This window comes from Neorhizobium populisoli (assembly GCF_019430945.1).
Taxonomy (GTDB): Bacteria; Pseudomonadota; Alphaproteobacteria; order Rhizobiales; family Rhizobiaceae; genus Neorhizobium; species Neorhizobium populisoli.
Genome location: NZ_JAHYCB010000006.1, coordinates 324,715 through 346,072, shown reverse-complemented (window position 1 = coordinate 346,072; position 21,358 = coordinate 324,715). Strand labels below are relative to the sequence as shown.

Sequence of the window (21,358 nt, the reverse complement as noted above, 5' to 3'; positions counted from 1 at the left end):
GCTTCAATCTCCTGCCCGTCGGTCGCGCGTCATGATCTGGAGCGCGATAGGGTTGGTCATCACTGAATGGCGATCTTTGTGGTGCGCGGCAGGCACAGCATCGACTTGCCCGCGGTCAAGACCACATCGACCCCACGCGGGAAAAGCGCCCGGTTGTCCGCCCAGAGCCGAGCGAAGACCTCGGGTAGGCCTTTGACCTTGACGATGGTCGTCTGCTGGATACCGGGTCCGGTCAGCGTCAGGGTCTGGCCCTCGCCGAAAGCGGCCACCTCTATGATCAGCGTCGTCGAACGGTCCGGATATTCCTGCGTGCCGGCAGAAAACAGGCCGAAGGACGCGAGCGTCGCGCCGGCTTCGACGAAGGCGAAGCGGGCCTCTGCCTTTTCACGGGTGATCTGCGCGCCGGTATGGAAACCGATCCATTCGGGAACGGCAGTCTTCGTCAAGCCTGCGCTCAACCACACGGGCGTCTCATGGTCGCAGAGCGTCAGCGCGATCGCGCCGGCCGCACCGCCAAAGGGGTCGGGCTGGCCGACATCAGGTTCGACCGAACGGATCGAACCCGGACGGGCCATGCCGTCCATCAGCATGCGGAATACGCTCTGAGATTCGAAAACGGGCTCGCCGAAGCCGCCCGAAAGCGCCTGGGTCTTGATGTTCATCAGTCGTCCCCCCGTACCATCGTGAAGAAATCGACGCGGGTCGCGGCCGTCTCTTCAGCTTTTTGTTTGTCCTCCGCCGCGATGCGCGCCTCGATAGGAGTGAGCAAGGCAGCCTCCACGAAGTCCTGCGTTGCCGCCTCCTGCCACAACGCGTCGAAGATCGCTGCAAGCCGCACCTTCTCCTTGTCGGTGCCAAGCACATGCGCATGGCCGGCCGTGCCGGATGCCAGAAGCACCGTCGCGCGGGTCACCGTCGCTTCGCCGAGATTGAAAGGCGCTCCGCCGCCGCCGATGCGGCCGCGCACCATTACGAGGCCGGTTTCCGGCCCGCGCACCGGCTTTACATCCGGCTTGTCTGTCAGCTTTGCGAAAGCCGCATTGAGTTCATCCATCGAAGCCCGCGAAAGGAGGCCGGCGGCGCGTCGGCGTCCGGTCATTTCTGCAGTCGGCTCGATTTGTTTTGCCAGGTCCATTGCCAAACCCTCAAATGTCTATTAATATAGACAACCATACAAATCATTATTTACTCCTAACTTCCGGATATAACAAGAGTGTGACATGGATACCGGGCAGATGAACGTTCAACGGCAGAACGGAGTGGCGCTGTGGCGCCAGATTGCAGACCGTATCCGCACCTCGATCGCTAATGGCGAATACGACGAAACGGGCAAGGTGCCGCCGGAATTTGCGCTGGCCGAGCAGTTCGGCGTCAACCGCCATACGGTCCGCAGCGCGCTTGCAGCACTGGCGCAGGAAGGCATCGTCCGTTCCGTGCAGGGGCGCGGCACGCTGATTGAGCGCAAGGACCGGCTAAACTTTCCGATCTCGCAGCGAACCCGCTTCAATCAGGGCATCGGTGACCAGGCGCGCGAGAAGGAAGGCCTGCTTTTGCATTCGGCGGAGGAGCCGGCAACGGCGGATCTGGCGGCGAGGCTGAAGATCAAGCCGGGCGCTCCGGTCATCCGGCTCGAGACGCTCCGCAAGGCGGATCGGCGTCCCGTCTCGCGCTCGACCACCTGGTTTCCGGCAGACCGCTTCGGCGGCATGACCGAGGCCTATCGTCAAAGCGGCTCGATCACCGTCGCCTTCCGAACGCTCGGCCTTGCCGATTACCTGCGCGTCTCGACCGAGATCACCGCGACCCATGCGGACAATGCCGATCTTGCCGACCTGGAACTGTCACCCGGCGCGATCGTGCTGGTAGCCAAGGCGCTCAACACCGATACGGACGGCGTACCGGTGCAATATGCCGTCAGCCGCTTTCCGGCGGATATGGTGCAGTTCACGATTGAGAATTGAAGTTTATTCCGGGGGCCATTGGCGCGCGGTGTGGACGATCGTCAGAATGCGGACTGCATCGTCTCTCAGGTCGTAGATGATCACGTAACTTGGATGAGCCGGGCACCTCGCGAGTTCCGGCGACCCGTCTGCTACGGCCAGATTGAGGGTGCCGCGCGAGTTGTTCCGCAGCTTTCACGAACTGGTCGTCCAGGTTTGCCGCAGCTTCCGGATTGTCTTTCTGGATATATTTGAAGATCGCGCGGCGATCGGAACGGGCTTGAAGCGTCCAAAGCAGCTTCATCGAGTGGCGGATTTTCGGGCTTCATCGCGAAGCACCGCGAACTCGGCTTCGACCTCGTCACCGGGGACTGTTTCACCGGCATCTGCAAGCTCGATCGCCTTTTTCACCTTCTGGCGAAACCACGCGTCATAGCTTGCCGCATCGTATTGTTCTTCCACATAGGCGCGCATGAATTCCCGAAGCACATCCGCGTCGGTTTGGTCCAGCGCTTTGGCAGCATTGCTGAAGGCGGTCTTCAGCTCTTCTTCGACTTTGAAAATGAAGGTCGCTTCGGCCATAGCGCAATCCATGTGTCACGAATGCTTGTATCGTAACACATGGATTGTCCGAAGCTAAGGTTCAATGCGCGCCGGACATGTCGCCTAGAACGGCCTTCGACTTGACGGTCGTATCTGCGTTCAGTTCGTAGATCATCGGCACGCCGGTCGCGAGGTTGAGCTTGAGGATCTCTTCCTTGGTCAGGCGATCGAGCACCATGACCAGCGCACGCAGCGAATTGCCGTGGGCGGCGACCAGCACCTTTTCGCCACGCAGAACGCGCGGCAGGATTTCCGTCATGTAATAGGGCCAGACGCGGGCGCCGGTATCACGCAGGCTTTCGCCGCCCGGAGGCGGTACGTCGTAGGAACGGCGCCAGATATGCACCTGCTCTTCACCCCACTTCTCGCGCGCGTCGTCCTTGTTGAGGCCGGAAAGGTCACCATAGTCGCGCTCGTTGAGTGCCACGTTGCGGATCGTTTCGAGATCCGGCTGGCCGACCTTTTCGAGCACGATCTTCAGCGTGTTCTGGGCGCGCTTCAGGTCCGAGGTGAAGGCGATGTCGAACTTGATGCCGGTTTCCGCCAGCGCCTTGCCGCCAGTTTCCGCTTCCTGGATGCCGAGTGGCGTCAGATCGACGTCACGCCAGCCGGTGAACAGGTTCTTGAGGTTCCATTCGCTCTGGCCGTGGCGAACGAGGACGAGGGTTCCGCTCATGAGATGCATTCCTCCAGGAATTTTAAGAAGACGGGAGACGTCAGGAAAGCCCGAGCACGTCGAGCATGGAATAATAACCGGGCTTCTGGTCGCATGCCCAGAGGGCCGCGGTGACCGCGCCACGCGCGAAGATCGAACGGTCTCGAGCGCTGTGTGACAAGGTCACCAGTTCGCCTTCGCCGGCCAGCATCACGGAATGGTCGCCGACGACGGAACCGCCGCGCAGCGTCGCAAACCCGATCGTGCCGCCGGTGCGCGGGCCGGTATGACCGTCGCGCACCCGTACAGACTGACCCGCCAGATCGTTGATGCCGCGGCCTTCGGCGGCCGCTTCGCCGAGCAGCAGCGCCGTACCGGAAGGCGCATCGACCTTGTGTTTGTGGTGCATTTCGACGATCTCGATATCCCAGCCGGCAGCCGGCAGGGCCTTGGCCGCCTGCCTGGTCAAGACGCCGAGCAGGTTGACGCCGAGGCTCATATTGCCGGACTTGACGACACGGGCGTGACGAGCTGCCGCCTTGAACTTTTCTTCGTCGTCCACCGAGCAGCCGGTCGTGCCGATGACGTGGACGATGCGGGCCTGGGCTGCGAGACCGGAAAAGGCGACGCTTGCGGAAGGGGCCGTGAAATCCAGCACGCCTTCGGCATCCAGAAATGCCTTCAGCGGATCGGAGGTGACGGCGACTCCAAGCGTGCCAGCGCCGGCGATCTCGCCCGCATCCTTGCCGATGAAGCTCGAACCTTCGCGCTCGATCGCTGCATGCAGCGTGACGCCGGGGGTTTCGTGAATGACGCGGATCAGCGTCTGGCCCATGCGCCCGGCTGCACCGACCACGACGAGTTTCATATCACTGGTGGTCATGTGCGTTTTCATCCCTTTGCCGGTCAGGCGTGCGGCGCAGACGTTTGCAGATTGTTAAGGCGAGCGTAAAGACCGTCCTTGCGCTGTGCAAGGTCCTCATGCGTGCCTTCTTCCATCACCTTGCCCTCATGCATCACCACGATCTTGTCAGCCTTGACGACGGTGGAGAGGCGATGGGCGATGACGATGACGGTACGGCCGCGCATGGCGGTCTCGAGCGCCTTCTGGACGGCGGCTTCCGACTCGTTGTCGAGCGCGGACGTCGCCTCGTCGAGCAGCAGGATCGGCGCGTTGCGCACCAGGGCGCGGGCGATCGATAGCCGCTGCCGCTGGCCACCGGAAAGCGTCACGCCGTTTTCGCCGACAGCCGTCTCGTAGCCTTCCGGCTGAGCGATGATGAAATCATGGGCATAGGCAAGCCGCGCCGCCTGTTCCACTTCCTCATCCGTCGCTTCCGGACGTCCGTAGCGGATGTTGTCGCGGATCGTGCCTTCGAACATGTAGGGCTGCTGCGAAACATAGGCGAGCTGGTGGCGAAGCGATGCCTTGGTGACGTCGGCGATATCCTGCCCGTCGATCAGGATCTGCCCTTCGGACGGATCGTAGAAACGGGGAATGAGATTGATGATCGTCGATTTGCCGGCACCGGACTGGCCGACCAGCGCGGTCATCTTGCCGCCTTCGGCAACCAGATCGACGCCGCGCAGGATCGGGCTACCGGTGCCGTAAGAAAATACGACGTTCTTCAGTTCGATGCGCGCTTCGGTGACAACGAGGTCCTTTGCGTCGGGCTTTTCGCGCTGGTGCGGCTGCAGGTCGAGCAGTGCGTAGATCATCTGGGCGTTGACGACGGCGCGGTCGATCTGCACCTGCAGCTTGGCGAGCCGGCGGGCCGGGTCGTAAGCCATCAGCAGCGCGGTGACGAAGGCGAAGAACGCACCTGGCGGCACACCGTCATAGATCGAGCGGAAGGCTGCATAGGCAAGCACGCTGGAGATGGCGAAACCGGCAAAGGTTTCCGTCAACGGCGAGGTTCGTTCCGAAAGCCGGGCGATGCGGTTGGCGCGGCGCTCGGCCGTATCGATGATACCGTTGACCTTGCGCTCGAGTTCCTGCTCCATGGTGAAAGCCTTCACCACGGCAATGCCCTGGATGGTTTCCTGCATGGCGCCGAGAACGCGGCTGTTGACGTCGATCGCCTCGCGGGTCGCGGCGCGCAGCCGCTTGGAAACGTAACGCAGCGCATAAAGCAGCGGCGGCGCCACCGCGAAAACGATCAGCGACAGGACCCAGTCCTTGGCGACCATGACGCCGATCAGGGAGATGAGCGTCAAAAGGTCGCGCGCTGTCGAGGTGACCGTCAGGTTCAGCACATCGCGAACACCACCGACATTCTGGCTGATCTGTGCGGCGAGATGTGCGGAGCGTGCTTCTGCGAAGAAACCGACCGACAGCTTCATCAGGTGTTCGTAAAGGCGCCGCTGATAGCGTGCGACGATATTGTTACCGATCTTGGCAAGCGCGACCGCCTGCCCGTAGGTCGCAAATCCGCGCAGGATGAAAGCCGCTAGGATCGAACCGCAGATCAGCCACACCATATCGGCGCGCCTGTTGGCGAAGGCCTCGTTGACGACCGATTCCATGATCCAGGCGGTAAACGCCGTCGACAGCGCCACAGCGATCAGACAGGCAATCGCGAAGGCATAACCGCGAATGTGGTCACGGCCGTTTTCCGCGATCACCCGCTTTAAGATGGCAACGACCGTGTTCGGATCGACCTGTCGCTTTTTATCCTTGGCTGCTTTCAAAGGCTTTCCTGCTCGGCACTCACGCCACCTTCCATGCGGCGCGTCTTAAACGCTCGAAGGCGCTTTTAAAAGCGGCAGAACCAAGATTCGGACAGGCTGTTGCATTCCGGCATGACGGGCATGACCTCAGCGGCCCTGCATGATCCGCACCATTTTCGCCGTGATGTCGCCCTGACGCATCCTGTTCACATCCTGATAGGTTAACTTGCCCGAAGCGATTGCGTCGACGGAGCGACGGCACACCAGGCGGGCAGCCTTGCTCTGAGGCACGTCCAGCAGCAGCGCTGCTGCCTCGAGAGACTTGGTGTTCCAGTTGCGAGCACATATTTCGATCGTCTTGGCGCGCAGCGATGCACTGCCCTGAAGGGCAGTTGACGTCGCTTCATATTTTTCCTCGGTCATGCATCCCGTAAGGCCCAGGGCGATCATGCCGATCGCAACGGTACGGCAGGTGAGGGCGAACATCACATCTTCTCCATTGGGAAATCTTTTCCGGCAGCTGAGGCGCCGGTTTCAAAGGCTTGAAATAGTGAGAGGAGCCGTCGCACTTTCTTGCACGGCAGCGACCAGGATTTTGCGAAAGCGGAGTTATTTGCCCCGAAGAACGCGGATCGCGTTTGGAGTAAGGGTCTCGTCGTTGAAGGAACGAATATCCTTGGCCGTGAGGCGACCTGACGCGATACCGTTGTAAAGTCTCTCGCAGATCAGCCGCTTGTTGCGGGAATCGGCTGTTGTGACGATCGTGGCCAGCCCCTCTTGCGAGTCGGGGTTCCACTGTCGTTCATTGTTGATGCACTTTTCGATGACTTTGGCGCGCAAGGCGGCGCTACCTTTGAGCGCTTCTCCGACCGCTTCCACCTTTTCCTGCGTTGTGCAGCTCGACAGGCCGACGCAAACCGAAACGATACCTAACCCACGAAAAATATTAGCAAACATGCAGATTTGAATTCCCTACCCTCGATAGGAACTCATTCTACTAAAAATTGAAAATGGGCAAGTGGGTCATTTTCGCCAGCGGCGGCCGTCCATCGAAATTCCGTAGGCGGAAGGCGTGCGGGCAAAGCTTGCAAGGCCTGCAAGTGCCGCTTGCGGATGCGTCACCACGAAAGTCGGGATCGTGCTCATCAATTCCGTATGCGGCGCCTTGTCTTCGAAGGCGGCGCGGAATTCCGGCCGCTTCAATGCCGGGATGATTTTCTGGGAAATGCCGCCGGCAAGATAGACGCCGCCGCGGGCCATGTAGATCAGCGCCATGTCGCCAGCGACCCGGCCGAGATAGGTGGCAAACAGCGAAAGGGTTTCGACCGCCTGCGCATCGCCGCCATTCAGACCATGCGCGGTGATGTCGGCCGGATCGGTAAAGGCGGGTTCGATGCCATCGGCAACGCAAATTGCCTGATAGATATTGACGACGCCGCGGCCGCTCAAAATCTCTTCCGCGGAAACACGGCCTTCGATCCTTTTCAGATGCGGGAAGATCTGGAAATCGCGCTCGGAGCGCGGCCCGACATCCACATGGCCGCCTTCACCCGGAACCGGGAACCACATGTGCCGCGCATAAACGACGCCCGCGACGCCGAGGCCGGTGCCCGGGCCGAGCACGACACGGGATGCCATATGCGGTTCGCTGTGCGTACCGAGCGTTTCGCGGAATTGGTCCGGCAGTGCGGCGATGGCCAGCGCCTGAGCCTCGAAATCATTAACGACCAGAACATCCTCGAAGCCGAGATTGGCGATCATCGCTTTCGGCTTGACGATCCACGGGCAGTTGGTGAGGTCGATCTCATCGCCATCGATCGGCGCCGCCACGGCCAGGATCGCCGAGCGCGGCTGCGAAGAGGACGTATCGAGCACGACCTTCTGGATCGCCTCGTCGATCGTCGGATAATCGGCGGTGCGGACGTTCGGAAACGGCTTCGGCTCCGCATAGGCGTCGAGAAGGATTGAGAAGCGGGCATTGGTGCCGCCGATATCGCCGATCAGGATCGGAAAGGGCAGGCTTTCGGTCTTCATATGGTCGGCCATCTGGAGCGCTCAGTCCTTCTGGAAGTCGATGAGTTTTTCGGCGGTGGCAAGGTTCAGCGCCATGGGAATATCATAGACCGTAGCAAGCCGCGTTAGCGCCTTGACATCGACGTCATGCGGCAGCGCGCTCAACGGATCGATGAAGAAGATCAGCATGTTGACCTCGCCGGTGCAGATCAGCGCACCGATCTGCTGGTCGCCGCCGAGCGGGCCGCTTTTCAGCCGGGTCACGTCGAGGCCGGGGCAGGCCTCCTGCACGCGCCCGCCGGTGGTACCGGTCGCGACGATGCGAAAACGGGAAAGCGCTCCCTGATGACGGCGGGCGAAATCCGCCATTTCATCTTTTTTCTGGTCATGCGCGATCAGCGCAATGCAGGGCTTGGCCGACATGAAACTATGTCCTCCCCCGGGAACGGCTTTCAATCGATTTGCACGCGTTCTAGCGCGCCCGTCGCTTGTTGGGAAGGTGGGGGAGGAGTCGACATTTTCAACGCCGACTCATACGCAGAATTATTCTGCAGGCCGTGGGGTTGGCGTCGGCACATCGTCATCGGCCGGTGGCGGATCCTTGACGATGGCGTTGATGTTTCGCGATGCCGCAGACGAAGCGGGCTGGGCGACATAGGCCGCTGCCCCGCCATAGGTCGCGTCCTGCTCGACGCGAGCCGGGGCGGCCAGTACGGCTGCGCAGGCCTTGGGCAGATCGGAGAGCATGACCTGACGCGGCTTCACCGGCTTCTTGTTCGGATCGGGCTTCGGCGGCGGCGCCCAGGGCTCCTTGGTGAACCACCAGGCAAGTCCCTTGACGCAATCGTCGCCGGCCGGAACGGCGGCCTGCTTCTGGCAGGTCGTGGCGCCCGGCGGGCAGCTCATGCGAATGTGGAAATGCTCGTCGTGACCATAGATCGGCCGTACCTTGCCGAGCAGGTTGCGGTCGCCGGTCCAGGTCTCGCAAAGCTGTTTCTTGATCGCCGGGTTGACGAAGACGCGCTGCACCTGCGGATAGCTCGCCGCCTGCATGACGAGGTTCATATGCGTCCTGCTCCATTTCCGCGGGTCTACTGTCAGGAACTTGCTCTTGTCGAGCATGGAGGTGAAAGGCATTTGCTCGCGCTGTTCCACCGTCAGCGGCGTGGCGGGTTTCGGTGTGAACCAGATGTCGGCATCGAGCCCGACCTGATGCGAGGCATGGCCATTGATCATCGGCCCGCCGCGCGGCTGCGAAATATCACCGACAAGGATGCCTGAACCCCAGCCAACCTTCACCGCATCGCGGGAAAACTGTTCGAGCAGCGAGATCAGCGCCGGGTTGCCCCAACGGCGGTTGCGCGAAAGCCGCATCGCCTGCCAGGTCGGCCCATCCGTCGGCAGCGCCACGGCGCCCGACATGCAGCCCTTGGCGTAGAAGCCGAGTGGTTCCGCTTCCGAACGGCTCGGCAGTTTCATGCCGCCGAACAGCTGCTTTGCCGTCTTTTCTTCCTGCGCATGGGAGGGTGCGGTGAGCGAGCCGCAAACGAGGGCGGCCGTCGCAAGCCGCAGGAAGAGCCGAGAAATCGATGTCATGCCGTCCGCCGCAAATCACTGGGAGCCTGAACCTACCGTGAAACAGGATTTTGTTGAAATGGAGATCGGGCGATCAAAGCAGATTGTGCGGCAGATAAAACGGATGTGAGTTTGGAACTCCTGTTTTTTGCCGCCTTTTGCCCTATGCTTTGCGGCAACGAACAACCACAAAGGGGTAGTGATGATCCTGGCTCGGCTAAAGATAGGTCTTGCGATTGCGTTTGCTGCAACGGTTTTCTCGGCATCGGTTTCGAGTGCTCAGGAGCCGAAGTGGCGGCATGGTATTGCCGTTGTCGGAGACCTCGAACTGCCGGCCGATTTCAAGCAGCTGCCCTATGTCGATGTGAATGCGCCGAAAGGCGGCGAGCTTCGCCTTGGCGATGAAGGCACATTTGACAACGTCAATCCGGTGATCGACCGCGGCACGATCGTTTCAGGCGCCGGCGTCATCTACGATACGCTGATGAAGCGGTCGGAAGACGAGGTGTTCGGTTCCTACGGCCTGCTGGCCGAAGCTCTGTCCTACCCGGACGATCTCTCTTCCGTAACATTCCGTCTGCGGCAGGAAGCCAAATGGGCCGATGGCCAGCTGGTCACGCCGGAAGACGTCATCTTCACCATGGGCAAGCTGAAGGAGCATAGCGGCTTCTACTCCGGCTATTATCGCCACGTCACCGGCGTCGAAAAGACCGGCGACCGTGAAGTGACCTTCCGTTTTGACGAAAAGAACAACCGTGAACTGCCTTCAATCGTCGGCGATTTCCCGGTCATGCCAAAGCACTGGTGGGAAGGCCAGGACGCGCAGGGCAAGCAGCGCGATATTTCCCGAACCACGCTTGAGCCCGCCATGGGTTCAGGGCCGTACAAGATCGCCGCCATCCAGCCGGGTTCGACGATCCGTTACGAATTGCGTGACGATTATTGGGGCAAGAACCTGCCGATCAATCTCGGCCAGTACAATTTCAAGAACGTCACCTACACCTATTTCTCCGATGCCGATGTGGAGTTCGAGGCGTTCCGTGCCGGTACGCTCGACTATCGCCGGGAAAACAGTTCCAGCCGCTGGGCGACCCGTTACGATTTCGACGCAGTGAAAGATGGCCGGATCACCAAGGAAGCGGTCAGCAATCCTTTCAAGGCAACCGGCGTCATGCAGGCTTTCGCGCCGAACACGCGCCGCGACATCTTCAAGGATGCGCGGGTTCGGGATGCGCTGAATTACGCCCTCGACTTCGAAGACCTGAACAAGAACCTTGCCTTCGGTGGCCTGAAGCGCGTCGACAGCTTCTTCTGGGGCACGGAACTCGCATCCTCCGGCCTGCCAAAGGGACGCGAACTTGAGATTCTGCAGGAACTGAAGGACAAGGTGCCGCCGGAAGTCTTCACGACGCCTTACACGAACCCGGTCAACGGCGACCCGAACAAGGTGCGCGACAACCTGCGCAAGGCCGTCGAACTCTTCAAGGCGGCCGGCTGGGAGCTGAAGGGCAACCGCATGGTCAATACCAAGACCGGCCAGCCGATGAGCTTTGAAATCCTGCTCAGCAGCCAGTCTCAGGAACGTTCGGTCAATCCATTCATCGCCAGCTTGAAGAAGATCGGTGTCGAGGCTCGTATCCGCACCGTCGATTCCTCGCAATATATCAACCGTGTCCGCAGTTTCGATTACGACATGGTCTGGGTGGTCTGGGCGCAGACCATGAATCCCGGCAACGAACAGACGGAATATTGGGGCTCAGACTCGGTCAATCGCCAGGGATCGCGCAACTATGCCGGCATTGCCGATCCGGCCGTGGATGCTCTGATCAAGAAGATCGTCTTCGCGACGAACCGCGACGATCAGGTCGCCGCAGTCAAGGCGATGGACCGCGTGCTGCTCGCCAATCACTATGTCGTGCCGCTCTTCTATTCCGGTGAAGAGAAGATGGCCTATTGGAACCGCATCGCCCATCCGCAGCGCTTCCCGGAATATGGTATCGGTTTCCCGGATATCTGGTTTTCCAAGAATGCCGCAAAATAAGGCGTCTAACGGAATGGAGGGCGCGGCCTTGCGCCGCGCACCGCCACCTGTTCCAAATGAAGCCCCAAACGAAACCTCTGATTCGCAACGGAAGGAAAGCCATTTGATCGGCACGGAAATATGCGGTGATATGTTGCCCGAGGTGGCAGGTACGAACCTCACCGGCAAGGAACTCTGATGGGCGCCTATATCTTCCGCCGTCTCCTGCTGATGATCCCGACGCTGGTCGGCATCATGGCGATCTCTTTCCTCATCGTGCAGTTCGCTCCAGGCGGTCCCGTCGAGCAGATTATTGCCCAGATCCAGGGTCAGGATTCCGGCGACCGGCTTTCCGGTGGCGGCAACGATCTGGCGCAGATGGGCGGTGGCGGCGATGAGGGGCGTTATCGTGGCGCCCAGGGTCTCGATCCGGAGTTCATCAAGAAACTCGAGCAGCAGTTCGGTTTCGACAAGCCGCCGGTCACCCGCTTCCTCGACATGCTGTGGAACTACATCCGCTTCGATTTCGGCGAGAGCTTCTTCCGTAACACCTCGGTCATCGATCTGATCGTCGACAAGATGCCGGTGTCGATCTCGCTCGGCATATGGATTTTGCTGTTCTCCTACCTGATCTCAGTGCCGCTGGGCATCCGCAAGGCGGTCAAGGACGGCTCGACCTTCGATGTCTGGACATCGGGCGTCATCATTATCGGTTACGCTATTCCCAGCTTCCTGTTCGGCATCCTGCTGATCGTGCTGTTTGCCGGCGGATCGTTCTTCGACTGGTTCCCGCTGCGCGGTCTCGTCTCCGACAATTTCGCCGAGCTGCCGTGGTACGAGAAGATCGTCGACTATTTTTGGCACCTCGTCCTGCCGCTGATCGCCATGTCGCTTTCGGCCTTCGCCACGACGACGCTGCTGACCAAGAACTCCTTCATCGACGAGATCAAGAAACAGTATGTCACGACCGCCCGCGCCAAGGGCCTGAACGAGCGGCAGGTGCTGTACGGCCATGTGTTCCGAAACGCCATGCTGATCGTCATCGCCGGGTTTCCGGGCGCCTTCATCTCCGCCTTCTTCACCGGCGCGCTGCTGATCGAGAACATCTTCTCGCTCGATGGTCTCGGCCGGCTGGGCTACCAGGCGATCATCGGCCGCGATTATCCGGTCGTGTTCGGCACGCTCTATATCTTCTCGCTGATGGGCCTTGTCGTGAACCTGATCTCCGACCTGATCTATACCTGGATCGATCCGCGTATCGATTTCGAGCGGAGGGACGTCTGATGGAAGCGTCCACCACAGCCGTATCCGCCCCGCCGCGCCCCAAGCGGCCCTTCCTGAGCCCGACCAACAAGCGCAGGCTTGCGAATTTTCGCGCCAACAAGCGCGGTTTCTGGTCGTTCTGGCTGTTCCTTGTCTTGTTCGGTCTCAGCCTCTGCGCAGAACTCATCGCCAACGACCGGCCGATCGTCGCGTCCTACAAGGGCGAGATTCTCTATCCAGTCCTCTTCGATTACCCGGAGGAAAAATTCGGGGGCTTCCTGGCTACGACGGATTACCGATCGGACTATATCGCCCAGGAGATCGAGGCGAACGGCTGGATGATCTGGCCGCCGATCCGCTATTCCTATCAGACCGTCAACTCTAACATCCCCCATTCGGCGCCGACCGAACCCTTCTGGCTGATGAAGGCGCAAGACCGCTGCAAGGCCTATCCGCAGGGCGACAAGGATCCGAACTGCATTCTCGGCAACCTTAACTGGCTCGGCACCGACGATCAGGCGCGCGACGTCACCGCCCGCATGATCTACGGTTTTCGCATTTCGGTCCTGTTCGGCCTGGCGCTGACGGTCTGCTCGGCGATCATCGGTGTTGGCGCCGGCGCGGTGCAGGGCTATTTCGGCGGCTGGACCGATCTTCTGATGCAACGCTTCATCGAGATCTGGTCGGCGATGCCGGTCCTCTACATCCTGTTGATCATCGCCTCTATCCTGCCGCCCGGTTTCTTCATCCTGCTCGGCATCCTGCTGCTGTTCTCCTGGGTCAGCCTTGTCGGCGTCGTACGCGCCGAATTCCTGCGAGCGCGCAATTTCGAATATGTGCGGGCGGCGAGGGCGCTCGGCGTCGGCAACCTGACGATCATGACTCGGCACCTGCTGCCCAACGCCATGGTCGCGACGCTGACCTTCCTGCCTTTCATTCTCTCCGGCTCGATCGCCACGCTGACCTCGCTGGACTTCCTCGGCTTCGGCCTGCCGCCGGGCTCGCCGTCCTTGGGTGAGATGATCTCGCAGGGCAAAAACAACCTCCAGGCCCCATGGCTGGGCTTCACGGCCTTCTTCACCATGTCGATCATGCTGTCATTGCTGATCTTCATCGGCGAGGCGGTGCGCGATGCCTTCGATCCCAGAAAGACGTTCGGGTGAGCCGGGTCGTGCAGGACAGGGAATTGCGCTAGAGTGTCGGAACGAAGCCAGCGAGCGTGACGCCATGAACAAGATCGTCAGAGAGCATTATCCGGTCGCCAACCTGCCCGAAGACCTGCGGGAGGGGTTCGATGCGGGCGCGATCGTCAAGGTGGTTATCGAGGTGGAGGCGCCGGCAATTAGCCGTGAAGCACTTTTGCGGAGCGTTATCGATGCCAAACCTATCGCCGCTGAAGACCTGATGGAGATGCGGCGAAAACTGCTGTCGGACGGGCGCCCTTCCGTAACGATGGAAGAGGCCGTCGCGAGAATTCGCGAATTGCGTGACGAGTGGGATTATTGATGGAAGGCGTCGATCGTATATACCTCGACACAAACATCTTTATTGCGGCATTCGAAACAAACGACAATCTTTCGGAAAATTTGCTGGAGCTTGTTTCCATCGCGACGAGGCAAAGCCAGCCGCGTTTTGTGACGAGCGAAATGACTTTGGCCGAGCTTTTAGTCGTTCCTTTTCGGCGCAACGATACGCGCCTTATCACGCTCTATGGCCGAATTCTCACAACAAGCCCATGGTTGGATGTTCAACCGGCAACGCGCGCTATTTTTTCGACGGCTGCAACGCTGCGGGCTGCAGTGCCTTCGAGAAAGCTCCCTGATGCCGTCCATCTGGCAACAGCGATCCTGTCTGGCTGTACGCATCTCTTATCCTCGGACAAGGGCATCGCGCCACAATCTCACGAGGATATTTCCATTCGTGTGCTCCGCCCCGATGAACCGACCCTGACTTCCCTTCTCGAAAGCCTTGCCCGATGACAGAACCGCTGCTTTCCGTTCGTGATCTTTCGGTCGCCTTCCATCAGGGCGGCGAGATCTCGCTCGCCGTCGACAAGGTCTCTTTCGACATCTTGCCGGGCGAAGTCATGGCGCTGGTCGGCGAGTCGGGCTCCGGCAAGTCGGTCACCGCCAATTCGGTGCTGAAGCTCCTGCCGTATCCGGCCGCCAGCCACCCGTCCGGCCAGATCCTGTTCGAAGGCAAGGACATGCTGAAGGCGTCGGAGCCGGAGCTGCGTCATGTGCGCGGCGACGATATCACGATGATCTTCCAGGAGCCGATGACCTCGCTCAATCCGCTGCATTCGATCGAGCAGCAGATCGCCGAAATCCTCGAACTGCATAAGGGCATTAGCGGCCAGCAGGCACGAACCCGCGTTCTCGAACTCCTGAACCAGGTCGGCATCCGCGAGCCGGAAAAACGGCTGAAAGCTTTCCCGCACGAGCTTTCCGGCGGTCAGCGCCAGCGCGTCATGATCGCCATGGCGCTCGCCAACCGCCCGAAGCTGCTGATCGCCGACGAGCCGACGACGGCGCTCGACGTCACCGTGCAGGCGCAGATCCTCGAGCTTTTGCGAAACCTCAAGGGCGAGCATGGCATGTCGATGCTGTTCATCACCCACGATCTCGGCATCGTCCGCAAGTTCGCAGATCGCGTCTGCGTCATGACCAAGGGCAAGATCGTCGAGACCGGCACGGTCGAGGACGTCTTTACCAGCCCCCAGCACGCCTATACGAAACACCTGCTCTCTTCGGAACCGCGCGGCGAACCGCCGGTCGCCGATCCGTCGAAGCCGGTGGTCATGGAAGGCAAGGACATCCGCGTCTGGTTCCCGATCAAGGCCGGGCTGATGCGAAAGGTTGTCGATCACGTCAAGGCGGTGGATGGCGTCGATCTGACATTGCGCGCCGGCCAGACGCTCGGTGTCGTCGGCGAGAGCGGTTCCGGCAAGACGACGCTCGGCCTGGCGCTCGCCCGTCTCATTTCCTCCAAGGGCCGCATCGCCTTTGTCGGCAAGGAGATCGACGGTTTCTCCTTCAAGGAAATGCGTCCCTTCCGCGACCGGCTGCAGGTGGTCTTCCAGGATCCTTACGGATCGCTCAGCCCCCGCATGTCGGTCGGCGAGATCATCGCCGAAGGATTGAAGGTGCATGAGCGGGCGCTCTCCGCCGACGATCGCGACGACCGGGTGGCCTGGGCGCTGACGGAAGTCGGGCTCGATCCGGCGACCCGCTGGCGTTATCCGCATGAATTCTCCGGCGGCCAGCGGCAGCGCATCGCGATCGCCCGCGCCATGGTGCTCAAACCCCGTTTCGTCATGCTCGACGAGCCGACGTCTGCGCTCGACATGACGGTGCAGGCGCAGGTCGTCGATCTGCTGCGCGATCTGCAGCAGAAACACGATCTCGCCTATCTCTTCATCAGCCACGACCTGAAAGTGGTGAAGGCGCTCGCCAACCACGTCATCGTTATGCGCTTTGGCAAGGTGGTCGAGGAAGGTCCGTCGGAGCAGATTTTCAGCGCGCCGAAAGATGATTATACCCGTGCGCTGATGGCCGCCGCCTTCAACATCGAAGCGGTCAAAACCGCCGCCATCAGCCAGTAAGCCAGAGGTTCTTCCCATGTCCGCAAAACACCCGGTCGTCATCGATCTCAAGTTCGAACGCCGCGAGATCGATGCCGCGCTTGCAGGCGCGTTTGCTGGCCGTATCGTGTTGCGCGCCTCCGATCCGGCAGCGGATCTGTCTGAAGCCCGCTACGCCGTGATCTGGCGGCCAGACCCGACGCTGTTCGAGCGCGCGCCGAAACTCGAAGTGCTGTTTTCCGGCGGTGCCGGCGTGGATTACATCCTCGCCATGCCGAGCCTGCCGGATATCCCGATCGTTCGCTTCGTCGATGAAAGCCTGACGACCCGCATGAGCGAGTGGACGGTGCTGCAGACACTCAGCCATTTGCGCCAGGTGCCGGCCTATTCGAGGCAGCAGCGCGACCGCGTCTGGAAGGAACTCTCCCAGCCGGAAGCGAAGGATCTGACCGTCGGCGTCATGGGCCTCGGCGTACTCGGCCTGGATACGGTGACGAAGCTCAAGGTGATGGGTTTCAACGTCGTCGGCTGGTCGCGCAGCCGCAAGGCGATCGATGGCGTTGAGACCTATAACGCATCGCAGCTCGACACTTTCCTTGCCAGGACTGATATCCTGATCGGCCTGCTGCCGCTGACGCCGGATACGCGCGGCATTTTTGACGCCGCACTGTTCTCCAAGCTTCGTCAGGGTGGGGCGCTCGGCAAGCCGGTCTTCATCAATGCCGGCCGCGGCGGCAGCCAGGTCGAGGCGGATGTGATCGCCGCGCTGGAAAAGGGCGTGCTAGGTGGTGCTTCGCTCGACGTGTTCGAGAAGGAGCCGCTGCCGGAGACAAGCCCGCTCTGGCAGATGGAAAACGTCATCATCACCCCGCATGCCGCCTCGGCCTCGGACGTGCGCGCCCTGTTTCGCAATTCGGAAGTCCAGATGAATGCCTATGAGGCTGGCGAAACGCTGAAGCACGTCGTAGACCGCAAGACGGGCTACTGATCGGTTCGAACGGGCAGGGCGGGCGGAACCTTCGCCCATTGGTTTTGTTTCTTGTTTATGAGCCGGATAACCGGCCCCTGAACAAGGAGCGAAATCAATGAATACCCGTTTCGATCCCAAGGACGCCGCAGCCCGTCATCCAAACCCGATCGGTTCGCCCCCCGTCGTGGAAACAGCAACTGAAGCCCGTCAGGGCAACAGGGGCAGGCCGGTATTGACCGTGCTCGTCTGTGGCCTCGTGCTTGCCATGCTCGCCTGGGGAGCTGCCGAATGGTGGGGCGCCTCGACCGCACCGCCGGCCGAACAGACCGCAACGCCGCCAGCGGGCAGCACGACCCCGGGTGGGTCTGCACCAGCCGCGCCGACCAATGACCCGGTCATGCCGCAGCAGCCGACGACCAACGCAAAGCCTTCCGGCAACCCCTAAAGCCCCTCGCAATCTGGCCGCGATGGAATGCGGCCAAATTGCGTTCTGGACTTCCGCCTGATTTTTTTCGATAAGACTGGCCGGAGGTTGCGTAAGATTGCCTCCGGACGTTTCTCAGTCGGCGGAAGGCTGGTTCCGAACGGGGCCGGGGCAAGGGCAGGCATGACGAAGACCGATATTGCGACCAGGGTTTATAACCACACCTGGAAGCTGGATCCGATTATCCGCAGCCTCATCGATACGGATTTCTACAAGCTGCTGATGCTCCAGATGATCTGGAAGCTTTACCCGGATGTGGATGTCACCTTCTCGCTGATCAATCGCACGACGAAGGTCAGACTCGCCGATGAGATCGACGAGGGCGAATTGCGCGAACAGCTCGATCATGCCCGTACCGTTGGCCTTTCGAAAAAAGAGATGATCTGGCTGACGGGTAACACGTTCTATGGCCGCAAGCAGATCTTCGAGCCGGAGTTCCTGAACTGGCTCTCCACCTACAAGCTGCCGGAATACGAACTTTCCAAGCACAACGGCCAGTATGAGCTGACTTTCCATGGAAAGTGGGTCGATACGACGATGTGGGAAATTCCCGCACTCGCCATCATCAACGAATTGCGCTCGCGTTCCGCAATGCGCTCGCTCGGCTTCTTCACGCTCGATGTTCTTTATGCCCGCGCCAAGGCCAAGATGTGGGAAAAGGTCGAGCGGCTGCGCACGCTGCCAGGTCTCAGAATTTCCGATTTCGGCACCCGCCGTCGCCACTCGTTCCTCTGGCAGCGCTGGTGCGTCGAGGCCTTGAAAGAAGGTATCGGTCCGGCTTTTACCGGCACCAGCAACGTTTTGCTCGCCATGGATTCCGATCTGGAAGCGGTCGGCACCAACGCCCATGAACTGCCGATGGTCGCTGCAGCTCTAGCCAATACCGATGAACAGCTGCGTGCCGCGCCTTATCAGGTTCTGAAGGACTGGAACCGGCTTTATGGCGGAAACCTGCTGATCGTTCTGCCGGATGCGTTCGGCACAGCGGCCTTCCTGCGCGACGCGCCGGATTGGGTGGCCGACTGGACGGGTTTCCGTCCTGACAGCGCCCCGCCGATCGAAGGAGGCGAGAAGATCATAAATTGGTGGCAGAAGATGGGTCGCGACCCGAAGAGCAAGCTCCTGATCTTCTCCGACGGACTGGATGTCGAGGCAATCATCGACACCTATAAGCATTTCGAAGGTCGCGTGCGTATGAGCTTCGGCTGGGGCACCAATCTCACTAACGATTTTGCCGGTTGCGCGCCGCTTGAAATTGCGGGCCTGATGCCGATCTCGATCGTTTGCAAGGTCAGTGAGGCCAACGGCCGCCCGGCGGTCAAACTCTCCGATAATCCGCAGAAAGCGACCGGCGAACCGGCCGAAGTCGAGCGTTACCTGCGGTTCTTCGGCCAGGAGGACCGCGTCGATCAGGCGGTGGTGGTCTGAACAAAAAAGACCCCGCTGGAAGGAGGCGGGGCCTTTTTCGAGGATCGATGATCTCGGTTACTGAATGACCTGTACGACGGTGTGGGTCTGCGGATCGACAATCACGCGCTGATTGTTCACCACCGTATAGGCGTAGCGCGGATTGCTCGGGACCGGCGTCACGACGACACCCTGCGGAACTGCCTTGCCGACCACGATCGGTTGTTCGACAGTCACGGCGGTGGTCGGAGCGGGCTGGTCCTGAACATAGGTAACGACTTCGCGCGGCGGCGGATCGATCGCCGTACCGGCAACCGCACCGACGACACCGCCCACTGCAGCGCCGACAGGACCGCCGACAATTGCGCCAGTCACGGCGCCGCCGGCCGCACCGTTGACGGTGCTCTGCTGCGCCATGGCTTGGCCGGCAAAGGACGCTGCAAGAATGGCGCAGGAAGCGAGAATGATCTTTTTCATGGGTCTTCTCCGTTGTTTTGAACTTCCGGCCAGATAACTTTTCAAACGCAGAGAGAGTTCCTGTTTCGTAGTCACGTTCCGTAAGCCTATGAAACGTTGGGAGAGGCCATTGCCTCTACAAGATTGTGCCGTGTGCGGTCGCCGTCGGCACTAACGCTCCATTCATGCTGTTTCGCGACGACAGCCGCGCAGGCCCCTGATTTAAGGGATTCTTGGCAAAGCGAGCGCAGGCTTGCCCCAACAAAAAGCCGATAACAGGGCGGCAAAGGGGTGGCATGTGAAGGCGACCGAACGCAATATCAATACCCGGCACGGACGGATCCGTGTCAGCGATACCGAGGGCTCCGGCCTGCCGCTGCTTCTCCTGCACGGCTCCTCCTCCTCCCGGAAAGTTTTCGAACGCCAGTGCCGGCCGCGGCTTCTGGAAAAGACCCGTATTCTCGCGCTGGACCTGCCGGGACACGGCGAATCCGATGATGCGCATGATCCGGAGGTCGCTTATACCCTTCCAGGTCTTGCCGACACGATCGAGGAAGTGCTCGAAAAGATCGGCATCGGAAGCCTTGCGGTATTCGGCTGGTCGCTTGGGGGCAATGTCGCGATCGAAATGCTTGCCCGTGCCAGCTTTGTCGAAGGCCTGCTGATCGCCGGCACGCCGCCGGTCGCGCCCGGCCTCATCGGCCTGCTGCGCGGGTTTCACGCTTCTTTCGACCTGATGCTGGCCTCCAAGCCGCAATGGTCAGAGCGCGATATCGAACGCTTCGAAATCAATTGTTTCGGCCATAGTGCCACGCCGGATATCCGCAATGCCCTTGCCAGGGCTGACGGCCAGTTCCGCTCGATCTTCTCCCATAGCCTCATGCGCGGCGACGGCTATAACCAGCGCCGGGCGGTGCTCGATGCAGACGTGCCGGTCTTCATCGTGCATGGTGCCGAAGATCCGTTCATCCGTCACAACTATCTCGCCGGCTTCGAAAACCTCGCGCACCAGCGCCCGGTCGTGCAGATCGAAGGTGCAGGACATGCGGCGTTTCGCGAAAAGCCGGAGCCGTTCAACGCGGTTCTCGAACAGTTCGTCGATACTGTTCTGGATAACCGACGGAAGCTCTCGCCCCGTGCGGCCTCTTTCGCCTGAGTTGCACCAAAAAAACGCCGGCGGGCGATCCTCGCACTTGCCAAGTGCCGATCTGAATCTATTTGCCTCCTGAAGCACGGGAGGAATCCAATTTGGAATATCGTTTCCTGATCGTCGAAGACAGTCTTCTGGTGGCCATGGACATCGAGGAGGCGGTTCATCGCAGCGGCCATGAAGTGGTGGGCATCGCTCCCGACATGACGGTTGCACTGAACTATACGCGCGAGACGGATATCGCTTTCGTCGACGTGCGGCTCGCGGACGGCGAAACCGGCCCGGAAATCGCCAAGGCGCTTGCCGAATACGGCATCGTGGTGATCATGATCACCGGCAATCCCGGCCTTGTGGCAACTGGCGTGTCCGGCGTCGTCGGAGTGATGGCCAAGCCGCTGACGGATCAGGCGTCGATGGATCTCATCCAGTTCGCTGTCGATCGCAAGAACGGCCGCACCGGTACGCCACCCGCGAGATTGCGGCTCTTTCACTGAAAATATGCTCGCCGCTTCTCGGAAAACGCTGTCCAACCGACAGATGACACGTTAAGGCCATCCGCACCGGCGGAT

General features: G+C 60.6%; 25 protein-coding genes. 12 read left to right on the top strand and 13 right to left on the bottom strand.

Going from position 1 to position 21,358, the window contains the following annotated elements; translation table 11 throughout:
• Positions 1–59: 59 nt before the first annotated feature.
• Positions 60–662 (bottom strand): phosphonate C-P lyase system protein PhnH, encoded by a 603-nt coding sequence (gene phnH, locus KX729_RS19155; protein WP_219744075.1) that lies wholly within the window; start codon positions 660–662, stop codon positions 60–62.
• Positions 662–1,135, bottom strand: a complete 474-nt coding sequence (gene phnG / locus KX729_RS19150) for a phosphonate C-P lyase system protein PhnG (protein WP_219744074.1) — start codon at positions 1,133–1,135, stop codon at positions 662–664. Before phnG ends, phnH begins: the two co-directional genes overlap by 1 nt.
• Positions 1,136–1,220: 85 nt before the next feature.
• Between phnG and phnF the strand changes: the two genes are divergently transcribed.
• A complete protein-coding gene (gene phnF, locus KX729_RS19145; protein WP_376776022.1) occupies positions 1,221–1,961 on the top strand; it encodes a phosphonate metabolism transcriptional regulator PhnF in 741 nt (246 codons plus the stop codon).
• On the opposite strand, the gene KX729_RS34555 is transcribed toward phnF, so the two are convergent.
• The 10 genes from KX729_RS34555 to mepA form a co-directional block, all read right to left on the bottom strand.
• The gene (locus tag KX729_RS34555) at positions 1,945–2,244 is read right to left on the bottom strand and encodes a type II toxin-antitoxin system RelE/ParE family toxin (RefSeq protein ID WP_219744073.1); all 300 of its coding nucleotides are present in this window, start codon (positions 2,242–2,244) and stop codon (positions 1,945–1,947) included. The two genes, phnF and KX729_RS34555, sit on opposite strands and share 17 nt — an antisense overlap.
• Entirely contained in the window at positions 2,241–2,522 is a 282-nt protein-coding gene (locus KX729_RS19135; protein ID WP_219744072.1) for a CopG family ribbon-helix-helix protein, read from the bottom strand. Before KX729_RS19135 ends, KX729_RS34555 begins: the two co-directional genes overlap by 4 nt.
• A gap of 61 nt (positions 2,523–2,583) precedes the next feature.
• Positions 2,584–3,219, bottom strand: a complete 636-nt coding sequence (locus tag KX729_RS19130) for a 2,3-bisphosphoglycerate-dependent phosphoglycerate mutase (protein ID WP_219744071.1) — start codon at positions 3,217–3,219, stop codon at positions 2,584–2,586.
• 40 nt (positions 3,220–3,259) lie between these two features.
• Positions 3,260–4,081 (bottom strand): 4-hydroxy-tetrahydrodipicolinate reductase, encoded by an 822-nt coding sequence (gene dapB, locus KX729_RS19125; protein ID WP_219744070.1) that lies wholly within the window; start codon positions 4,079–4,081, stop codon positions 3,260–3,262.
• 23 nt (positions 4,082–4,104) lie between these two features.
• A complete protein-coding gene (locus KX729_RS19120; protein WP_219744069.1) occupies positions 4,105–5,889 on the bottom strand; it encodes an ABC transporter ATP-binding protein in 1,785 nt (594 codons plus the stop codon).
• 126 nt (positions 5,890–6,015) lie between these two features.
• Positions 6,016–6,354, bottom strand: a complete 339-nt coding sequence (locus KX729_RS19115; protein ID WP_219744068.1) for a hypothetical protein — start codon at positions 6,352–6,354, stop codon at positions 6,016–6,018.
• 123 nt (positions 6,355–6,477) lie between these two features.
• Positions 6,478–6,747, bottom strand: coding sequence for a hypothetical protein (locus KX729_RS19110; protein WP_219744067.1), 270 nt, complete (start codon positions 6,745–6,747; stop codon positions 6,478–6,480).
• Positions 6,748–6,891: 144 nt separating this feature from the next.
• A complete protein-coding gene (locus tag KX729_RS19105) occupies positions 6,892–7,914 on the bottom strand; it encodes a glucokinase (protein ID WP_219744066.1) in 1,023 nt (340 codons plus the stop codon).
• A gap of 9 nt (positions 7,915–7,923) precedes the next feature.
• Positions 7,924–8,304 (bottom strand): methylglyoxal synthase, encoded by a 381-nt coding sequence (locus KX729_RS19100; RefSeq protein ID WP_219744065.1) that lies wholly within the window; start codon positions 8,302–8,304, stop codon positions 7,924–7,926.
• A gap of 120 nt (positions 8,305–8,424) precedes the next feature.
• Positions 8,425–9,477 (bottom strand): penicillin-insensitive murein endopeptidase, encoded by a 1,053-nt coding sequence (mepA, locus tag KX729_RS19095; RefSeq protein WP_219744064.1) that lies wholly within the window; start codon positions 9,475–9,477, stop codon positions 8,425–8,427.
• Positions 9,478–9,658: 181 nt separating this feature from the next.
• Between mepA and KX729_RS19090 the strand changes: the two genes are divergently transcribed.
• From KX729_RS19090 to pncB, 9 genes are all read left to right on the top strand, one after another.
• On the top strand, positions 9,659–11,497 hold the full coding sequence (locus KX729_RS19090; protein WP_219744063.1) for an extracellular solute-binding protein: 1,839 nt from the start codon (positions 9,659–9,661) through the stop codon (positions 11,495–11,497).
• A 177-nt stretch (positions 11,498–11,674) separates the two neighbouring features.
• Positions 11,675–12,760, top strand: coding sequence for a microcin C ABC transporter permease YejB (locus KX729_RS19085; RefSeq protein ID WP_219744062.1), 1,086 nt, complete (start codon positions 11,675–11,677; stop codon positions 12,758–12,760).
• A complete protein-coding gene (locus tag KX729_RS19080; RefSeq protein WP_219744061.1) occupies positions 12,760–13,902 on the top strand; it encodes an ABC transporter permease in 1,143 nt (380 codons plus the stop codon). The genes KX729_RS19085 and KX729_RS19080 overlap by 1 nt, the downstream gene beginning before the upstream one ends.
• A 64-nt stretch (positions 13,903–13,966) precedes the next feature.
• Entirely contained in the window at positions 13,967–14,245 is a 279-nt protein-coding gene (locus KX729_RS19075) for a hypothetical protein (protein WP_219744060.1), read from the top strand.
• Positions 14,245–14,718: a type II toxin-antitoxin system VapC family toxin gene (locus tag KX729_RS19070; RefSeq protein ID WP_219744059.1), complete on the top strand. Its 474-nt coding sequence runs from the start codon at positions 14,245–14,247 to the stop codon at positions 14,716–14,718. Before KX729_RS19075 ends, KX729_RS19070 begins: the two co-directional genes overlap by 1 nt.
• Positions 14,715–16,343, top strand: a complete 1,629-nt coding sequence (locus tag KX729_RS19065; RefSeq protein ID WP_219744058.1) for an ABC transporter ATP-binding protein — start codon at positions 14,715–14,717, stop codon at positions 16,341–16,343. The genes KX729_RS19070 and KX729_RS19065 overlap by 4 nt, the downstream gene beginning before the upstream one ends.
• Positions 16,344–16,359: 16 nt before the next feature.
• Entirely contained in the window at positions 16,360–17,310 is a 951-nt protein-coding gene (locus KX729_RS19060; protein ID WP_219744057.1) for a 2-hydroxyacid dehydrogenase, read from the top strand.
• A 97-nt stretch (positions 17,311–17,407) separates the two neighbouring features.
• Positions 17,408–17,737, top strand: a complete 330-nt coding sequence (locus KX729_RS19055; protein WP_219744276.1) for a hypothetical protein — start codon at positions 17,408–17,410, stop codon at positions 17,735–17,737.
• 162 nt (positions 17,738–17,899) lie between these two features.
• A complete protein-coding gene (pncB, locus tag KX729_RS19050; protein WP_219744056.1) occupies positions 17,900–19,204 on the top strand; it encodes a nicotinate phosphoribosyltransferase in 1,305 nt (434 codons plus the stop codon).
• Positions 19,205–19,261: 57 nt separating this feature from the next.
• Here pncB and KX729_RS19045 read toward each other — a convergent pair whose 3' ends face one another.
• Entirely contained in the window at positions 19,262–19,660 is a 399-nt protein-coding gene (locus tag KX729_RS19045; RefSeq protein WP_219744055.1) for a DUF1236 domain-containing protein, read from the bottom strand.
• Positions 19,661–19,937: 277 nt separating this feature from the next.
• Here KX729_RS19045 and KX729_RS19040 point away from each other — a divergent pair, with 277 nt between their 5' ends.
• Both KX729_RS19040 and KX729_RS19035 read left to right on the top strand, forming a co-directional pair.
• Positions 19,938–20,795 (top strand): alpha/beta fold hydrolase, encoded by an 858-nt coding sequence (locus KX729_RS19040; RefSeq protein WP_219744054.1) that lies wholly within the window; start codon positions 19,938–19,940, stop codon positions 20,793–20,795.
• 92 nt (positions 20,796–20,887) lie between these two features.
• Entirely contained in the window at positions 20,888–21,283 is a 396-nt protein-coding gene (locus tag KX729_RS19035) for a response regulator (protein ID WP_219744053.1), read from the top strand.
• Positions 21,284–21,358: the final 75 nt, after the last annotated feature.

Excerpts from the sequence above, each read along its gene's own strand:
- phnH (WP_219744075.1), bottom strand. The coding sequence starts at position 662 with ATGAACATCAAGACCCAGGCGCTTTCGGGCGGCTTCGGCGAGCCCGTT.
- phnG (WP_219744074.1), bottom strand. The coding sequence starts at position 1,135 with ATGGACCTGGCAAAACAAATCGAGCCGACTGCAGAAATGACCGGACGC.
- phnF (WP_376776022.1), top strand. The coding sequence starts at position 1,221 with ATGGATACCGGGCAGATGAACGTTCAACGGCAGAACGGAGTGGCGCTG.
- KX729_RS34555 (WP_219744073.1), bottom strand. The coding sequence starts at position 2,244 with ATGAAGCTGCTTTGGACGCTTCAAGCCCGTTCCGATCGCCGCGCGATC.
- KX729_RS19135 (WP_219744072.1), bottom strand. The coding sequence starts at position 2,522 with ATGGCCGAAGCGACCTTCATTTTCAAAGTCGAAGAAGAGCTGAAGACC.
- KX729_RS19130 (WP_219744071.1), bottom strand. The coding sequence starts at position 3,219 with ATGAGCGGAACCCTCGTCCTCGTTCGCCACGGCCAGAGCGAATGGAAC.
- dapB (WP_219744070.1), bottom strand. The coding sequence starts at position 4,081 with ATGACCACCAGTGATATGAAACTCGTCGTGGTCGGTGCAGCCGGGCGC.
- KX729_RS19115 (WP_219744068.1), bottom strand. The coding sequence starts at position 6,354 with ATGTTCGCCCTCACCTGCCGTACCGTTGCGATCGGCATGATCGCCCTG.
- KX729_RS19105 (WP_219744066.1), bottom strand. The coding sequence starts at position 7,914 with ATGGCCGACCATATGAAGACCGAAAGCCTGCCCTTTCCGATCCTGATC.
- KX729_RS19100 (WP_219744065.1), bottom strand. The coding sequence starts at position 8,304 with ATGTCGGCCAAGCCCTGCATTGCGCTGATCGCGCATGACCAGAAAAAA.
- mepA (WP_219744064.1), bottom strand. The coding sequence starts at position 9,477 with ATGACATCGATTTCTCGGCTCTTCCTGCGGCTTGCGACGGCCGCCCTC.
- KX729_RS19090 (WP_219744063.1), top strand. The coding sequence starts at position 9,659 with ATGATCCTGGCTCGGCTAAAGATAGGTCTTGCGATTGCGTTTGCTGCA.
- KX729_RS19085 (WP_219744062.1), top strand. The coding sequence starts at position 11,675 with ATGGGCGCCTATATCTTCCGCCGTCTCCTGCTGATGATCCCGACGCTG.
- KX729_RS19080 (WP_219744061.1), top strand. The coding sequence starts at position 12,760 with ATGGAAGCGTCCACCACAGCCGTATCCGCCCCGCCGCGCCCCAAGCGG.
- KX729_RS19075 (WP_219744060.1), top strand. The coding sequence starts at position 13,967 with ATGAACAAGATCGTCAGAGAGCATTATCCGGTCGCCAACCTGCCCGAA.
- KX729_RS19070 (WP_219744059.1), top strand. The coding sequence starts at position 14,245 with ATGGAAGGCGTCGATCGTATATACCTCGACACAAACATCTTTATTGCG.
- KX729_RS19065 (WP_219744058.1), top strand. The coding sequence starts at position 14,715 with ATGACAGAACCGCTGCTTTCCGTTCGTGATCTTTCGGTCGCCTTCCAT.
- KX729_RS19060 (WP_219744057.1), top strand. The coding sequence starts at position 16,360 with ATGTCCGCAAAACACCCGGTCGTCATCGATCTCAAGTTCGAACGCCGC.
- KX729_RS19055 (WP_219744276.1), top strand. The coding sequence starts at position 17,408 with ATGAATACCCGTTTCGATCCCAAGGACGCCGCAGCCCGTCATCCAAAC.
- pncB (WP_219744056.1), top strand. The coding sequence starts at position 17,900 with ATGACGAAGACCGATATTGCGACCAGGGTTTATAACCACACCTGGAAG.
- KX729_RS19045 (WP_219744055.1), bottom strand. The coding sequence starts at position 19,660 with ATGAAAAAGATCATTCTCGCTTCCTGCGCCATTCTTGCAGCGTCCTTT.